This is a genomic window from Streptomyces sp. NPDC053665, from assembly GCF_055585285.1.
This window is the reverse complement of the sequence record NZ_JBVJKK010000006.1, coordinates 257064-271898: the sequence shown is the minus strand read 5'-3', so window position 1 is coordinate 271898 and position 14835 is coordinate 257064. Positions and strand designations below refer to the sequence as shown.

Below are 14835 nucleotides of genomic sequence, written 5' to 3'. Positions count from 1 at the left end.
GCGCGTGGTACGCAACGGGAACGCGAGCCGTGCGGCCCGGAATGGCCGGTCCGTCTTGAAAATCGACCGCATGTCCGTGCGATGTGGCACGATCACGCGTGTGAGCAGCAGCAGACCCGTCCCGGAGCAGCGCCTGCGCGATCTCGCCCGGCTGCGCCGGGTCAAGGACCGGATCGACCGGGAGTTCGCCCAGCCCCTGGACGTGGAGGCGCTGGCCCGGGGAGTGCACATGTCGGCCGGGCACCTCAGCCGCGCGTTCCGGCAGGCCTACGGGGAATCGCCGTACAGCTACCTGATGACCCGGCGCATCGAGCGGGCGATGGCGCTGCTGCGCCGCGGCGACCTCAGCGTCACCGAGGTGTGCTTCGAGGTCGGCTGCTCCTCGCTCGGCACCTTCAGCACCCGCTTCACCGAGCTGGTCGGCATGCCGCCCAGCACCTACCGGCGCGAGGCCGCACGCGCCACCGCGGGCATCCCGTCGTGCGTGGCCAAGCAGGTCACCAGACCGGTCAGGAATCGAGAAGCGCCCACCGCGAGCCGAAACTAGCGTGATGGCCATGGACCTCACCATTCACGCCAGCTTCCTCCCGCACGACGACCCGGACGCCGCCCTGGCGTTCTACCGCGACACCCTCGGCTTCGACGTGCGCAACGACGTCGGCTACGGGGGCATGCGCTGGATCACGGTCGGTCCCGCGGGCCAGCCCGACACCAACATCGTGCTGCACCCCCCGGCCGCCGACCCCGGCGTCACCGACGAGGAGCGCCGCACCGTCGCCGAGATGATGGCCAAGGGCACCTACGGCGGCATCGTGCTGGCCACCACCGACGTCGACGGCGTCTTCGAACGGCTCCAGGCCGGTGACGCCGAGGTCGTCCAGGAACCGGTGGACCAGCCCTACGGGGTCCGCGACTGCGCCTTCCGCGACCCCGCGGGCAACATGATCCGGATCCAGGAGCAGAAGCCGCGGTAGCCACCCGGCACGACCCGTCCCACCGCGCTCCCGCGGCACCGCGGGAGCGCACCCCCCGCGCCCTGCCCGACCGGTCCGGCGCGGGGGCGAGATCGCCCGAGCGCGGCAGGCCCGCCCGACAGATGGAGACACCATGAGCAAGGCCAGGACGACGCACGGACAGCCGCCCGGGCCGCACGTCGCCGACAGCCACGACGTGATCCGCGTGCACGGCGCGCGCGAGAACAACCTCAAGGACGTCAGCATCGAGATCCCCAAGCGCCGGCTGACGGTCTTCACCGGCGTCTCGGGATCGGGCAAGAGCTCGCTGGTGTTCGACACGATCGCGGCGGAGTCGCAGCGGCTGATCAACGAGACCTACAGCGCCTTCCTCCAGGGGTTCATGCCCAACCGGGCGCGCCCCGAGGTCGACGTGCTCGACGGGCTGACCACCGCGATCGCCGTCGACCAGCAGCGCATGGGCGGTGACCCGCGCTCCACGGTCGGCACGGCCACGGACGCCAACGCCATGCTGCGCATCCTCTTCAGCAGGCTCGCCGAGCCGCACATCGGTCCGCCCAGCGCGTACTCCTTCAACACCGCCTCCGTCAGCGCGTCCGGCGGCATCCGCGTCGAACGCGGGGCGGAGAAGACCAGGACGGTCAAGGCGACCTTCTCCCGCACCGGCGGCATGTGCACCCGCTGCGAGGGCCGCGGCAAGGTCTCCGACATCGACCTCACCCAGCTCTACGACGACTCGAAGTCGATCTCCGAAGGCGCGTTCACCATCCCCGGCTGGAAGTCGGACAACGTGTGGACCGTCGGCCTGTACGCCCAGTCCGGCTTCCTCGACCCGGACAAGCCGATCCGCCGGTTCACCAAGAAGGAGATGCAGGCCTTCCTCTACGGGGAGCCGACCAAGGTCAAGGTCAACGGCGTCAACCTCACCTATGAGGGTCTGATCCCCAAGATCCAGAAGTCGTTCCTGTCCAAGGACAAGGAGGCCATGCAGCCGCACATCCGGGCCTTCGTGGAACGCGCGGTCACCTTCACCACCTGCCCCGAGTGCGACGGCACCCGGCTCAGCGAGGCCGCCCGGAACTCGCGGATCGGCGAGCTCTCCATCGCCGACGCGTGTGCCATGGAGATCCGGGACCTGGCCGAGTGGGTCCGGCAGCTGGCCGAGCCGTCGGTCGCACCGCTGCTCACCGCACTGCAGGGCACGCTCGACTCCTTCGTCGAGATCGGCCTCGGCTACCTCGCGCTGGACCGGCCGGCCGGCACCCTCTCCGGCGGCGAGGCGCAGCGCGTGAAGATGATCCGCCACCTGGGCTCCTCGCTCACCGACGTCACCTACGTCTTCGACGAGCCGACCGTCGGACTGCACCCGCACGACATCCAGCGGATGAACGACCTGCTGCTGCGGCTGCGGGACAAGGGCAACACGGTCCTGGTCGTCGAGCACAAGCCGGAGGCCATCGAGGTCGCCGACCACGTCGTGGACCTCGGCCCGGGCGCCGGCACGGCGGGCGGGGCGGTCTGCTTCGAGGGGACGGTCGAGGGCCTGCGCCGCGCCGACACCGTCACCGGGCGGCACCTCGACGACCGGGCCAGGATCAAGGAGAGCGTCCGCGAGCCCACCGGTGCCCTGGAGATCCGCGGAGCCTCGGCGAACAACCTGCAGGACGTCGACGTGGACGTCCCCCTGGGCGTCCTCACGGTCGTCACGGGTGTCGCCGGTTCCGGCAAGAGCTCGCTCCTGCACGGGTCGATGCCGGCCGACGCCGGTGTGATCGCCGTCGACCAGAGCCCCATCAAGGGTTCGCGGCGCAGCAACCCCGCCACGTACACCGGGCTGCTCGACCCCGTCCGCAAGGCGTTCGCCAAGGCCAACGGCGTGAAGCCGGCCCTGTTCAGCGCCAACTCCGAGGGCGCCTGCCCCACCTGCAACGGCGCCGGGGTCATCTACGTCGACCTGGGGATGATGGCCGGCGTCGACACTCCGTGCGAGGACTGCGAGGGCAAGCGGTTCCAGGCCTCGGTACTGGAGTACCGCCTCGGTGGCCGGGACATCAGCGAGGTGCTGGCGATGCCGGTGTCGGAGGCCGAGGAGTTCTTCGCCGCCGGAGAGGCCCGCACCCCGGCCGCGCACCGGATCCTGGAGCGGCTCGCCGACGTCGGGCTCGGCTACCTCACCCTCGGCCAGCCGCTCACGACGCTGTCGGGCGGCGAGCGGCAGCGGCTGAAACTGGCCACGCACATGGGCGACAAGGGCGGCGTGTACGTCCTGGACGAGCCGACCACCGGCCTGCACCTCGCGGACGTGGAGCAACTGCTCGGTCTGCTCGACCGGCTGGTCGACTCCGGCAAGTCGGTCATCGTGATCGAGCACCACCAGGCCGTGATGGCCCACGCCGACTGGATCATCGACCTGGGGCCCGGCGCCGGTCACGACGGCGGCCGCGTCGTCTTCGAGGGCACCCCGGCCGACCTGGTCGAGGCCCGCTCCACGCTGACCGGGCAGCACCTCGCGGCATACGTGGGAGGTTGAGAGCGGGCGGCTCTGGAGGGTCGGCCGAACGGCCCCCTCCGGAGGGCGCCGGCCGCCCGGGCCGCCGACGCTGGGGGCATGGCTTCCGCGAAACCCGTCGTGGTCTACCCGCCCGCCGCGGACAACGGCCGGCGGGTCCGGGTCGACGACCAGTTCCTCGGGATCGCCTACGGACTGCTGGACGTCGCCGAGTTCCTCCGCCGGGCGGGCATCGAGGACGCCGACGAGGCGTACGTGGCGGCGACGGGGCTGATCGAGTGGCGCGGTGGGGGACCGGACGCCTGGGGCGGCGGCTGACCGGGGCACCGGCCGGCGCGCCGGTCGCGGACGACGGCGTGACCCCTTGGTGGGTCGGGGCGTTGTTCCGGGCATGAAGAAGCGCAGCATGCTCGCCATCGCCTCCCTGGCCACCGGTTTCGTCGTCGCGGCGGTCAGCCCGTCGCACGCGCTCGGGGACGGCCTCGGCACCCTGAACGTGGACAAGGCCCTCAAGACCCTCGACGACACCGTCGTCGCCAAGGACAGCCTGTCCCTGGACCGCGAGGACGGTCACCAGGTGAACCGGAAGGGCTGACGACCCGCCCCCCGGCCCACGGCGCCGGCGCCCCCGCACCCGGGGCGCCGGCGCCGTCGTCATGCGCCCTCAACTGGGGCTGGTTTCCGTGGCAGGGTGGAGCGGGCAAGCCTCAGGGGGCCAACAGAAGAGGGGGACCTGTGACCGTCGTCTGGATCAACGGCGCGTTCGGTGCGGGGAAGACGTCCACCGCGCAGGAACTGATCGAACTGATCCCGAACAGTACGCTCTTCGACCCCGAGGTCATCGGCGGAGCGCTGCGGTGTCTGCTGCCGCCCAAACGCCTCGCCGAGGTCGGCGACTTCCAGGACCTCCCGATCTGGCGGCGGCTCGTGATCGACACGGCGGCCGCGATGCTCGCCGAGCTCGGCGGGACCCTGGTGGTTCCCATGACCCTGCTCCGCCAGGAGTACCGGGACGAGATCTTCGGTGGGCTGGCGGCCCGCAGGATCGCGGTCAGCCACATCCTGCTCGCCCCGGCCGAAACGATACTGCGGGAGCGCATAGCCGGACGCGAGGTCCCACCGGGCCTGCCCGACGGGGAAGAGCGCATACGCCAGTGGTCCTTCGACCACATCGAGCCCTACCGGGCCGCACTCGCCTCCTGGCTCACCGCCGACGCCCACCCGGTCGACACCGGCCACCTCACCCCACGCCAGGCCGCCGCCCGGATAGCGGAGGCGGTCACCAGCGGTGCGGCGCCCCTGTGCGACATCGTGCAGACGCCCGAGCCCACCGCCGAGACCCTCGCGGCCGGTGTCCTGCTCTTCGACGAACAGGACCGCGTGCTGCTCGTCGACCCCACCTACAAGGCCGGCTGGGAGTTCCCCGGCGGGGTCGTCGAACCCGGCGAGGCTCCGGCACGCGCCGGGATGCGCGAGGTCGCCGAGGAGACCGGCATCCGCCTCGACGAGGCACCCGGCCTGCTCGTCGTCGACTGGGAACGCCCCGAGCCGCCCGGATACGGCGGTCTGCGGCTGCTGTTCGACGGCGGGCTCCTCGACTCCGCCGACGCCGCCCGGCTGCTGCTGCCCGGCCCGGAGCTGCGCGACTGCCGCTTCGTCACCGAGGAGGAGGCCGCCGGACTGCTGCCGCCGGTGCGCTACGAACGGCTGCGGTGGGCCCTGCGCGCCCGGGAACGGGGAGCGGCGTTCTACCTGGAGGCAGGGGTGCCGGTCGGTTAGCCCCTGGCCCCGTCCGCGGCCCGGCCCGAACGGCACATTCATGACGCGGGGGCGGCACGCGCTGAGCGCGGTCACGGCGGGAACGCCTCGCGCAGAGCCCGGCCGGCCCGCCCGCGGACGGGGTCCCCGTGGCCGAAGCAGGCGACGTCGGTGTCGAGTTCCGCCAAGCGCCGGCACGCGGTCAGGACGGCGGCGCCGTCCCGGTTGAACACACCCGGCATCACCGTGCCGTCCACCGGCGACGCGGCCACCGTGTCGCCCGTGAACAGCACGCCGTGCTCGGGCAGGTGGAGGGCGATGCTGCCGTCGGTGTGCCCCGGCGCGTGCAGGACGTGCGCCCCGCCGCCCAGGTCCAGAACGTCCCCGCCGGACACCTCGGTGACCTGTCCGGGCCGGGCGAAGTCCCCCTCGGGCAGCAGCTCCAGCGCCCGGGCGTGCAACGGGCGCTCCCACTCCTCGAACACCGGCTCGGGGCCCGGGACGTCCCCCCGGACGACGGGGGCCTCCAGCCGGTGGGCCAGCACCTCGGCACCGCTCAGCGCGGCGAACTCGGCCGCCCCGCCCGCGTGGTCCTCGTGGAAGTGGGTGAGCACGATCCGCCGTACGCTCCGCGGCCGGTGGCCCAGCGCGGCCACCGCCTCGGCGATCTCCGCGCCCGAACCCGCCGGACCGGCGTCGACCAGCGTCAGCGCGTCGCCGTCACGCCACAGGTACGCCTGGCCGACCGGGAAACGCAGCAGATGCAGACGGGGGAGCAACTCGATCAGGTCCATGCGACGACCGTAGGGAAGGCCCCCGTCCCGGGACGAGCGCCTTCTGCCGAGGGCAGAGCGGTCAGCTCGCCGCGTAGGTGCGCAGGAACAGCGCCTCCGCCACCGACAGCCGCTCCAGCTCGTCGGGGGACACGCTCTCGTTCACCGCGTGGATCTGCGCCTGGGGCTCGCTCAGCCCGATGAGCAGGATCTCCGCCCGCGGGTACAGCCCGGCCAGTGTGTTGCACAGCGGGATGGACCCGCCCTGCCCCGCGTACTGCATCTCCTGACCCGGGTACGCGACCGCCATCGCCGACGCCATCGCCCGGTACGCCGGGCTGGAGGTGTCGGCGCGGAACGGCTGCCCCTCACCGACCTGTTCGGTGCTCACCCGCGCCCCCCACGGCGTGTGCGCCTCCACGTGCGCCTGGAGCAGCTTCGTCGCCTCGCCCGCGTCCATGCCCGGCGGCACGCGCAGGCTGATCAGCGCCCGGGCGCTCGCGTGCACGGACGGCGTGGCACCGACGACGGGCGGGCAGTCGATGCCGAGGACCGTGACGGCCGGGCGCGCCCAGATGCGGTCGGCGACTGTCCCGGACCCGATCAGCTCCACCCCGTCCAGCACCTTGGCGTCCTGCCGGAACTGCTCCTCCGTGTACTCCAGTCCGTCCCAGGCTGTGCCCGGGGCGAGCCCCTCGACCGTCGTCGAACCGTCCTCGTCGCGCAGCGAGTCCAGCACCCGGATCAGGGCGGCCAGCGCGTCGGGGGCGGCACCGCCGAACTGGCCCGAGTGCAGGTTGCCGGCGAGCGTGTCGATCCGCACGCGGATCATGGTCATGCCGCGCAGCGTCGAGGTGACCGTCGGCAGGCCGGCCCGGAAGTTGCCCGCGTCGCCGATCACGACGGTGTCCGCCTCCAGCAGCTCCGGGTGCTGCTCGGCGTAGCGCTCCAACCCGCCCGTGCCCATCTCCTCGGACCCCTCGGCGATCACCTTCACGTGGACCGGCACACCGCCGTCGGCCTTCAGCGCGCGCAGGGCCAGCAGGTGCATGATGACGCCGCCCTTGCAGTCGGCGGCGCCGCGCCCGTACCAGCGCCCGTCCCGCTCGGTCAGCTCGAACGGCGGAGTCGTCCAGGCCGCCTCGTCCAGGGGCGGCTGCACGTCGTAGTGGGCGTAGAGAAGGACGGTCCGGGCGCCCTCCGGGCCGGGCAGGTAGCCGTAGACCGACTGGGTGCCGTCGGGGGTGTCGAGCAGGGCCACGTCCTGGAAGCCCTCGGCGGTCAGCGCGTCGGCGATCCAGCGGGCGGCGCCCTCGCTCTCACTGCGCGGGAACTGGTCGAAGTCCGCCACCGACCGGAAGGCCACCAGCTCGGCCAGCTCCTCCTTCGCCCTGGGCATGAGAGAGGCGACGGTCTCGGCGACCGGATTCGACGACATGGGCACGCTCCTCGTGGGTGCGACGTTGTACGGGTGCGTACGTATCGGTACGCGCTGATCGAGCGGTGCGGGCGCGTCCCCGTGTAAGGGGCACCCACAGCGCCGATCCTCCCACAGCGGCCTGCGGTGACCGCCGCCGTAGGATGCGGGAGACAGCGGCAGGCGGCTTGATCGGGAGCAGTAGACCATCGTGAGCAGCGAGAACTCTTCGGCGGACGACGTGCAGCAGGTGTGGGACGTCGTCGTGGTGGGCGCGGGACCCGCGGGCGCTTCGGCCGCCTACGCGGCGGCGGTGGCCGGCAGACGTGTGCTGTTGCTGGAGAAGGCCGAGCTGCCGCGCTACAAGACCTGTGGCGGCGGCATCATCGGCCCCTCGCGCGACGCCCTGCCGCCCGGCTTCGAGCTGCCGTTGCGGGACCGTGTGCACGCGGTGACCTTCTCGCACAACGGCCGCTTCACCCGCACCCGCCGTTCCAAGCGCATGCTGTTCGGGCTGATCAACCGGCCCGAGTTCGACCAGCAGCTCGTCGAACACGCCCAGAAGGCGGGCGCCGAGCTCCGTACGGGGGTCACCGTCCAGCGGGTCGAGCAGCACGGCTCGGCCGTCCCGGACCGCCGCACGGTGGCCGTCGTTTTGCAGGGCGGCGAGGTCCTGCTCGCCCACGCGGTCGTCGGCGCCGACGGCAGCGCGAGCCGGATAGGGGCGCACGTCGGGGTCAAGACGGACCAGGTGGACCTCGGCCTGGAGGTGGAGATCCCGGTGCCGGAGACCGTCGCCGAGGACTGGAAGGGCCGGGTCCTCATCGACTGGGGCCCCATGCCCGGCAGTTACGGCTGGGTCTTCCCCAAGGGGGACACCCTCACGGTGGGGGTCATCTCGGCGCGCGGTGAAGGAGCGGCGACGAAGCGGTACCTGGAGGAGTTCGTCGGACGGCTGGGGCTCGCGGGCTTTGAGCCGAGCATCTCCTCCGGCCATCTGACCCGCTGCCGGGCCGAGGACTCGCCGCTGTCGCGCGGCCGGGTGCTGGTGTGCGGCGACGCGGCCGGGCTGCTGGAGCCGTGGACCCGTGAGGGCATCTCCTTCGCGCTGCGTTCCGGCCGGCTGGCGGGGGAGTGGGCGGTGCGGATCGCCGAGGCGCACGACGCCGTGGACACCCGCCGCCAGGCCCTCAACTACGCCTTCGCCGTCAAGGCCGGGCTGGGGGTGGAGATGAGCGTCGGCAAGCGGATGCTGACGCTGTTCGAACGCCGTCCCGGGCTGTTCCACGCGGCGCTGACGGGCTTCCGCCCGGCCTGGAAGGCGTTCAGGGACATCACGCAGGGCTCGACCTCGCTGGGAGAACTCGTGCGCACGCATCCGCTGGCCCAGCGTGCCCTGTCCGTGATGGACCGCCGTCCCGCGGCGGCCGCCGGCGAGCGCGGGGCGGAGACCGGGGGGTCCGGGGCCACCGCGTCGGAGTGATCCGGGAGACCGGGCGGCCGGGAGCGGCCCGGCGCGGCGCGTACGAGGGCGGCCGGCCGTCGTCGGCCGCCTCGGCCGCGGTGCAGGCGTCCACGCGCTCGCCGGGGTGCGGTTCTCCGGAACGCGGCGGGCTGCGGCTGTCGTACGAGGCCGGGCGCCCCGCGCCGATGGCTCGCCGGCGGCAGGTCCGGACTCCGTGGCGTCGCGGGCGAGTTGACCCGAGGCCGAGCTCACCAGCCCCGGCAGCGCTCCCGCGCGGGCCCGGAACCGCTGCGGCGCCCGGCGTTCCGCCGGAGCCGCCCACCGGGCGACGGAACTCCGAGCGTGGCCGGGAGGAACGCGGAGCAGGCACGGCCTGTCGGCCGGGCCCGTTCCCGGCCGTACTCCCCGGGGAGTACGGGTGATCACCGCGTTCGGCGGACGCCGGCGCCCGCGGCCGGCGTCTAGCGTGGCCGGTATGGACGAGCAGCGCGGGCGGGGCGGCCCGCCGCAGTGGTGGCGGTACGGCCCCGCCTGGTGGGACCGGCAGGAGGAGCGGGGGCCGCGGTGGCCCTGGCGCTCGACCCTGGTCGTGACCGTCTTCGTGCTGGCCGGTTCGACTTTCGCCGACCGTGCGCAGCACGGCGAGCGGGCGGGCCTGGATCCGTACGCCCGGGTGCTGCTGGTCCTGGCCGGGGTGCTGCTGCTGTGGCGCAAGCGCCATCCGGTGGCGGTGGTGTTCGGCACCGCGGCGGTCGTGCTGCTGTACCTCGGTGCCGGATATCCGTACGGGCCGGTGTTCCTCACCGTCGCCGTGGCGTGCTTCAGCGCCGTCGTCGCCGGGCACCGCACGGCGGCGTGGGCCGCGATGGGGGCGCTGTGGGCGGGACACGTCCTGCTGGCGCACTGGCTGTTCCGCTGGCTGCCGCCCGCGGGGGACTCCGCCGCCTCCTGGAGCGAGGAGGCCGTCGTCGCCACATGGGTGGTGGCGATCGCCGCGGTATCGGAGCTGGCCCGGCTCCGCCGTGAGCAGTGGGCCCGGGAGCGGGCCGAGCGGGCCGGGGCCGCCCGGCGCAGGGCCGACGCGGAGCGGCTGCGGATCGCCCGGGAACTGCACGACGTGCTCGCGCACAGCATCTCCGTGATCAACGTGCAGGCGGGGGTCGGCCTCGCGCTGCTCGACAGCGACCCCGAGCAGGCCCGCACGGCGCTCACCACCATCAAGGACCAGAGCAAGGAGGCGCTGGGCGAGGTGCGCCAGGTGCTGGACACCCTGCGGGCGCCCGGGGCCGCGCCGCGCGCGCCCGCGCCGGGGCTGGACCGGCTGCCGGAGCTGGTGGACCAGGCCGCGAGCGCGGGGCTCGCGGTCGCGGTCGAGGTCGAGGCCGAGGGAGAGCCGCCCCGGCTCGCGCCCGGCACGGACCTGGCCGCCTTCCGGATCGTGCAGGAGGCCCTGACCAACGTCGTGCGGCACTCGGGGTCGCGGCACGCGCGCGTGCACCTGGCGTACGACGCGACGCGGCTGCGGCTGCGCGTGGACGACGACGGGCCGGCCACCGGTGCCGACGCGGGCGGCAGCGGCAACGGGCTGGCCGGGATGCGGGAGCGGGCCGCCGCGCTGGGCGGCACCATCGAGGCGGGACCGCGCCCGGACGGGGGGTTCCGGGTGCTCGCCGTACTGCCGATGGCACCGCCTGGCGGTACGGCGGGGGCGGAGGAGCGGTCCGCGGACCGAAGCGTGCGACGACCTCGGGAGGACCAGTGATCCGCGTACTGCTGGCCGACGACCAGTCCCTGGTCCGGGCGGGATTCCGGGCGTTGCTCGACGCGCAGCCGGACATCGTGGTGGCCGGTGAGGCGGCCGACGGCGCGGAGGCCGTGCGCCGGACCCGCGAACTGCGGCCCGACGCCGTTCTGATGGACATCCGCATGCCCGTGCTGGACGGGCTTGCGGCCACCCGTGAGATCACCGGGGACCCGGCCCTCGGGGACGTCAGGATCGTCATGCTCACCACCTTCGAGCTCGACGAGTACGTCTTCGAGGCGATCCGCTCGGGCGCCTCCGGGTTCCTGGTGAAAGACACCGAACCGGACGAACTGCTGCGCGCCGTGCGGGCGGTGGTGGCGGGCGACGCGCTGCTGTCGCCTGGGGTGACGCGGCGGCTGATCGCGGAGTTCGCGGCGCGGTCCAAGGAGCCCGCGGCGGCCGGCGCGCTGAATCGGCTCACCGAGCGGGAGCGGGAGGTGATGGCGCTGGTCGGGATCGGCCTGTCCAACGAAGAGATCGCCCGGCGCCTGGTGGTCAGCCCTCTCACCGCCAAGACCCACGTCAGCCGCACGATGGTCAAGCTGGGCGCCCGTGACCGGGCTCAACTGGTGGTCCTGGCCTATGAGTCGGGGCTGGTGCGGCCGGGCTGGCTGGGCTGAGCGGATGCCCGCAAGCGGACCAGCACGCTGATCACCCCGTCATACGGAAGAGCCGGACAGGGAAGTCGAGCAGGGGTGTGCCCGGCGGGCGAGGCAGCCCGCCGGGCACACCGCGGAGGCGTTCCCCCCGGTCGCGCTAGTCGCGCACGGCGACGCGCTCCGCCTCCCTCGGGGTGGACTTGGCGACCACGACGGACGGTTCGGCGGCCGGCGGCCGCTTCCGCCGGGGCCGCAGACCGGTGAGGGTGATCAGCAGCCCGGCCAGGGCGATCACCGCCACGACCACCAGCCCGGGCCGGTAGCTGTCGAGGACGGCCTGCGGCGAGGCGTCGCCGCGCCCGGGGGAGTTGGCCGTCACCACCGCCGTCACCACGGCGAGGAAGATCGCGCCGCCCACCTGGACCGAGGTGTTGAGCAGCCCCGAGACCATGCCCTGCTCGTGCTCGTCGACGCCGTTGGTGGCCTGGACGTTGAGCGAGGGGAAGGTCAGGGCGAAACCGGAGCCGACCAGCAGCATCGTCGGCAGGATCACCGTCGCGTAGCCCGGATCGAGGTCGATGCGCAGGAACAGGGCATAGCCGGTCACCATCAACGCGAAGCCGGCCACGATCAGCCGGGCCGTGCCGAACCGGTCGATGACGGCCCCCACCTTCGTGGCGGACAGGGCCACCAGCGCACCGGCGGGGAGGAACGCCAGGGCCGTGTGCAGGGCGGACCAGCCCAGCAGTTGCTGCATGTAGAGCGTGACCAGGAACTGGAAGCCGATGTAACTGCCGACGAACGTCAACGCCCCGAGCTGGGCCCGCACCTGCGGTCCGGAGCGGAGCACGCCGAGCCGCACCAGCGGGCTGGGACTGCGCCGTTCGACGGTCACGAAGGCGGCCAGCAGGACGGCGACGGCGGCGAAGGAGGCGACGGTGCGTGCCGAACCCCACCCCACCTCGGGCGCCTCCACGACGGTGAAGACCAGCAGCAGCATCGAGGCGGTGCCGAGCACGGCGCCCGGGATGTCGTAGCCGCCCCGGCTCCGCTCCCGCTCGGTGCGCGGCAGCAGCTTGAGGCCGGCGAACAGGGCGATCAGCGCGACGGGAGCGGGCAGGAGCATGGTGAGCCGCCAACTGGCCTCGGTCAGCAGGCCGGAGAAGACCAGGCCCATCGAGTAGCCGGTGGCGCCGCAGGTCGTGTAGATGGCCAGGGCCCGGTTGCGCAGCGGCCCCTCGGGGAACGTCGTGGTGATGATCGACAGCCCGGCGGGGGCGGTGAAGGCCGCGCTGAGGCCCTTGACGAACCGGCTGGCGATGAGGAGCGGCCCCGAGTCGACGAGCCCGCCCAGGAGCGAGGCGAGCGCGAAGACGCCCAGGGCCACCAGGAAGACCTGGCGGCGGCCCAGCAGGTCGGCGGCGCGTCCGCCGAGGAGCAGCAGACCGCCGTACCCCAGGATGTAGCCGCTGACGATCCACTGCAGCGCGGAGGTCGACAGGCCGAGGTCGGCCCCGATGGACGGCAGCGCCACGCCGACCATGGACACGTCGAGGGCGTCCAGGAACATCGCGGCGCAGAGCACGAGCAGGGTGCCCCAGAGCCGGGGAGTCCATCGTCCCTGAGACGTGGGGGAGATGAGCGGAGAGGTCATATCCCGGACTCTACATGCGCATGCATGGAATGCAAGCGCATTTAATTCAGGTGCAACGATCCCGGTTCTCTGTTACGGTGCCGCGCATGGCGGTGACCCGGGCCGAGCAGGCGCTCGTGGAACAGTGGCGGGACCTTCTGGCGCTGCATGCGCGGACGCAGTGCGCGCTCGACCGCGCACTGCACGAACACGGCTTGTGCGCCAGCGACTTCGAGGTGCTCGACGTCCTCGCGGGACGCCGTCCGTCGAAGAACGCCGCCGCCTACCGCGTGCAGGAGATCTCCGAGCGGGTCCACCTCAGCCAGAGCGCGCTGTCCCGGCTGATCGCCCGGCTGGAGAAGGAGGGCCTCGTCGAGCGGTGCATGTGCCCCGAGGACCGGCGGGGCGTCCGGGTATCGCTCACCGCAAAGGGACGCGCGCTGCACGGGGAGGTGCTCCCCGTGCAGCGCGCGGTGCTGGCCCGGATGCTGGCGGACGACTGACGACTGACGACTGACGCCCGACGCCCGAGGCCTCTCGGCGTGGCGGCGGCGGGTCCGCTACGGCAGCGGCGTACCGCCCGTCGCGTTGACGATCTCGGCGGTGATGTACGAGGCGTCCTGCGAGGCCAGGAAGACGTACGCCGGAGCCATCTCGGCCGGCTGCGCGGGGCGCCCGATGGGGGCCTGCTTGCCGAACTCCTGGGTGTCCGGGAGGGTCGCCGGGATCAGCGGCGTCCACACCGGGCCGGGCGCGACGGCGTTGACCCGGATGCCGCGCTCGATCAGCATCTGCGCGAGACCCTGCGTGAAGGTGACGATCGCACCCTTGGTCGTCGCGTAGTCCAGCAGGTGCGGACTGGGCTTGTACGCCTGCACCGACGTGGAGTTGATGATGCTGCCGCCCTCCGGGATGTGCGGCACGGCCAGCTTGCACAGCCAGAACATGCCGTACAGGTTGGTGCGCATCACCCGGTCGAACTGCTCGGTGGAGATGGCCTCGATGCCGTCGGGCTGGGACATCTGGTAGGCGGCGTTGTTGACCAGGACGTCGATCCGCCCGAACTCCTCGACGGCGCGGTCGATGAGCGCCCGGCAGTTCTCCTCCTCGCGGATGTCGCACGAGACGGCCACGGCACGCCGCCCGGCGGCCTCGACGAGCCGGACGGTCTCGGCGGCGTCGTCCTTCTCGTCGTCGAGGTGGGTGAAGAGCACGTCGGCCCCTTCGCGGGCGAAGGCCAGGGCGACCGCGCGGCCGATACCGGAGTCACCGCCGGTGATCACGGCCTTGCGGCCCTCCAGCTTGCCGCTGCCCCGGTAGGACTCCTCACCGTGGTCCGGCGGCGGGTCCATGGGCCCCGTCCAACCGGGGTGCGGCTGGTCCTGGGAGGGGAACTCCGGGTTCGGGTGCTGCTCGCCGGGGTGCTGCTGTTCGGTCACGGATCTTCCTCCTGCTCCATGGCATGCGGCCCGGTGATCACAAGGGCCGCGGCCACGGGTACCCAGGTTGGCCGCGATACGACCTGCGGACCCGGGCGCACTTCCCGCCGGAACGGCCGTTCACCTGAACGGCGGTGCCCGCCCACGAAAACGCCCGCCGCGCGGTCCGGCCGTTCCGGGCCGGGACGCGCCGAGGCGGAGGAGGCCCGGGCGCCCCGGTCGTGTCCGAGGCGGAGGGAAACCCCGTCCCGGCCGTGTCCGAGGCGGAGAGGTCGCGGCTGCCGGGCACGTCCGAGGCGGAGGGCGACCCGGGCCCCGGCCGCGTCCGAGGCGGAGAGGTCCCGGCTGCCGGGCCCGTCCGAGGCGGAGAGAAGCCCGGCTATGGGAGTGGCGGAATACGGGCCCAGGCGCGTCCGAGGCGGGATGGGAGGCCCCGGGGCCGTCGGAAGCCTCATGGGGTCGGC

14 protein-coding genes are annotated in these 14835 nt (G+C 73.1%); 10 read left to right on the top strand and 4 right to left on the bottom strand.

Translation table 11 applies throughout. From position 1 onward, the window contains the following. The first annotated feature begins 70 nt into the window (after positions 1–70). From ACZ6ZN_RS24500 to ACZ6ZN_RS24475, 6 genes are all read left to right on the top strand, one after another. Positions 71–547 carry a helix-turn-helix transcriptional regulator gene (locus ACZ6ZN_RS24500; RefSeq protein WP_398108461.1) on the top strand — a complete coding sequence of 159 codons (477 nt, stop codon included), beginning with the start codon at positions 71–73 and terminating at the stop codon, positions 545–547. 10 nt (positions 548–557) lie between these two features. Further along, positions 558–974 (top strand): VOC family protein, encoded by a 417-nt coding sequence (locus ACZ6ZN_RS24495; protein WP_398108460.1) that lies wholly within the window; start codon positions 558–560, stop codon positions 972–974. A 133-nt stretch (positions 975–1107) separates the two neighbouring features. Further along, entirely contained in the window at positions 1108–3504 is a 2397-nt protein-coding gene (locus ACZ6ZN_RS24490) for an ATP-binding cassette domain-containing protein (protein ID WP_469649428.1), read from the top strand. A 78-nt stretch (positions 3505–3582) separates the two neighbouring features. After that, the gene (locus ACZ6ZN_RS24485; RefSeq protein ID WP_398108458.1) at positions 3583–3801 is read left to right on the top strand and encodes a hypothetical protein; all 219 of its coding nucleotides are present in this window, start codon (positions 3583–3585) and stop codon (positions 3799–3801) included. A gap of 73 nt (positions 3802–3874) precedes the next feature. Further along, positions 3875–4078, top strand: coding sequence for a hypothetical protein (locus ACZ6ZN_RS24480; RefSeq protein ID WP_398108457.1), 204 nt, complete (start codon positions 3875–3877; stop codon positions 4076–4078). Positions 4079–4218: 140 nt separating this feature from the next. After that, positions 4219–5262, top strand: a complete 1044-nt coding sequence (locus ACZ6ZN_RS24475; RefSeq protein WP_469649425.1) for an NUDIX hydrolase — start codon at positions 4219–4221, stop codon at positions 5260–5262. Between the two features lie 71 nt (positions 5263–5333). Here ACZ6ZN_RS24475 and ACZ6ZN_RS24470 read toward each other — a convergent pair whose 3' ends face one another. Both ACZ6ZN_RS24470 and ACZ6ZN_RS24465 read right to left on the bottom strand, forming a co-directional pair. After that, positions 5334–6035: an MBL fold metallo-hydrolase gene (locus ACZ6ZN_RS24470; protein WP_469649423.1), complete on the bottom strand. Its 702-nt coding sequence runs from the start codon at positions 6033–6035 to the stop codon at positions 5334–5336. Between the two features lie 61 nt (positions 6036–6096). Next, entirely contained in the window at positions 6097–7452 is a 1356-nt protein-coding gene (locus tag ACZ6ZN_RS24465; protein WP_469649421.1) for a M20/M25/M40 family metallo-hydrolase, read from the bottom strand. A 190-nt stretch (positions 7453–7642) separates the two neighbouring features. On the opposite strand from ACZ6ZN_RS24465, the gene ACZ6ZN_RS24460 reads away from it, so the two are divergent. From ACZ6ZN_RS24460 to ACZ6ZN_RS24450, 3 genes are all read left to right on the top strand, one after another. Next, positions 7643–8914, top strand: a complete 1272-nt coding sequence (locus ACZ6ZN_RS24460; protein WP_469649418.1) for a geranylgeranyl reductase family protein — start codon at positions 7643–7645, stop codon at positions 8912–8914. A 457-nt stretch (positions 8915–9371) separates the two neighbouring features. Beyond that, positions 9372–10658: a sensor histidine kinase gene (locus ACZ6ZN_RS24455; RefSeq protein WP_469649415.1), complete on the top strand. Its 1287-nt coding sequence runs from the start codon at positions 9372–9374 to the stop codon at positions 10656–10658. After that, complete coding sequence (locus tag ACZ6ZN_RS24450; RefSeq protein ID WP_469649412.1) at positions 10655–11320, top strand: response regulator; 666 nt, start codon at positions 10655–10657, stop codon at positions 11318–11320. Before ACZ6ZN_RS24455 ends, ACZ6ZN_RS24450 begins: the two co-directional genes overlap by 4 nt. Before the next feature lie 136 nt (positions 11321–11456). Here ACZ6ZN_RS24450 and ACZ6ZN_RS24445 read toward each other — a convergent pair whose 3' ends face one another. Beyond that, positions 11457–12953, bottom strand: coding sequence for an MFS transporter (locus ACZ6ZN_RS24445; RefSeq protein ID WP_469649409.1), 1497 nt, complete (start codon positions 12951–12953; stop codon positions 11457–11459). A gap of 86 nt (positions 12954–13039) precedes the next feature. Between ACZ6ZN_RS24445 and ACZ6ZN_RS24440 the strand changes: the two genes are divergently transcribed. Further along, positions 13040–13435 (top strand): MarR family winged helix-turn-helix transcriptional regulator, encoded by a 396-nt coding sequence (locus ACZ6ZN_RS24440; RefSeq protein ID WP_469649407.1) that lies wholly within the window; start codon positions 13040–13042, stop codon positions 13433–13435. Between the two features lie 57 nt (positions 13436–13492). On the opposite strand, the gene ACZ6ZN_RS24435 is transcribed toward ACZ6ZN_RS24440, so the two are convergent. Beyond that, positions 13493–14371, bottom strand: coding sequence for an SDR family oxidoreductase (locus ACZ6ZN_RS24435; protein WP_469649404.1), 879 nt, complete (start codon positions 14369–14371; stop codon positions 13493–13495). Between the last annotated feature and the right edge of the window lie 464 nt (positions 14372–14835).

Excerpts from the sequence above, each read along its gene's own strand:
- ACZ6ZN_RS24465 (WP_469649421.1), bottom strand. The coding sequence starts at position 7,452 with ATGTCGTCGAATCCGGTCGCCGAGACCGTCGCCTCTCTCATGCCCAGG.
- ACZ6ZN_RS24455 (WP_469649415.1), top strand. The coding sequence starts at position 9,372 with ATGGACGAGCAGCGCGGGCGGGGCGGCCCGCCGCAGTGGTGGCGGTAC.
- ACZ6ZN_RS24490 (WP_469649428.1), top strand. The coding sequence starts at position 1,108 with ATGAGCAAGGCCAGGACGACGCACGGACAGCCGCCCGGGCCGCACGTC.
- ACZ6ZN_RS24485 (WP_398108458.1), top strand. The coding sequence starts at position 3,583 with ATGGCTTCCGCGAAACCCGTCGTGGTCTACCCGCCCGCCGCGGACAAC.
- ACZ6ZN_RS24440 (WP_469649407.1), top strand. The coding sequence starts at position 13,040 with ATGGCGGTGACCCGGGCCGAGCAGGCGCTCGTGGAACAGTGGCGGGAC.
- ACZ6ZN_RS24500 (WP_398108461.1), top strand. The coding sequence starts at position 71 with ATGTCCGTGCGATGTGGCACGATCACGCGTGTGAGCAGCAGCAGACCC.
- ACZ6ZN_RS24495 (WP_398108460.1), top strand. The coding sequence starts at position 558 with ATGGACCTCACCATTCACGCCAGCTTCCTCCCGCACGACGACCCGGAC.
- ACZ6ZN_RS24470 (WP_469649423.1), bottom strand. The coding sequence starts at position 6,035 with ATGGACCTGATCGAGTTGCTCCCCCGTCTGCATCTGCTGCGTTTCCCG.
- ACZ6ZN_RS24480 (WP_398108457.1), top strand. The coding sequence starts at position 3,875 with ATGAAGAAGCGCAGCATGCTCGCCATCGCCTCCCTGGCCACCGGTTTC.
- ACZ6ZN_RS24445 (WP_469649409.1), bottom strand. The coding sequence starts at position 12,953 with ATGACCTCTCCGCTCATCTCCCCCACGTCTCAGGGACGATGGACTCCC.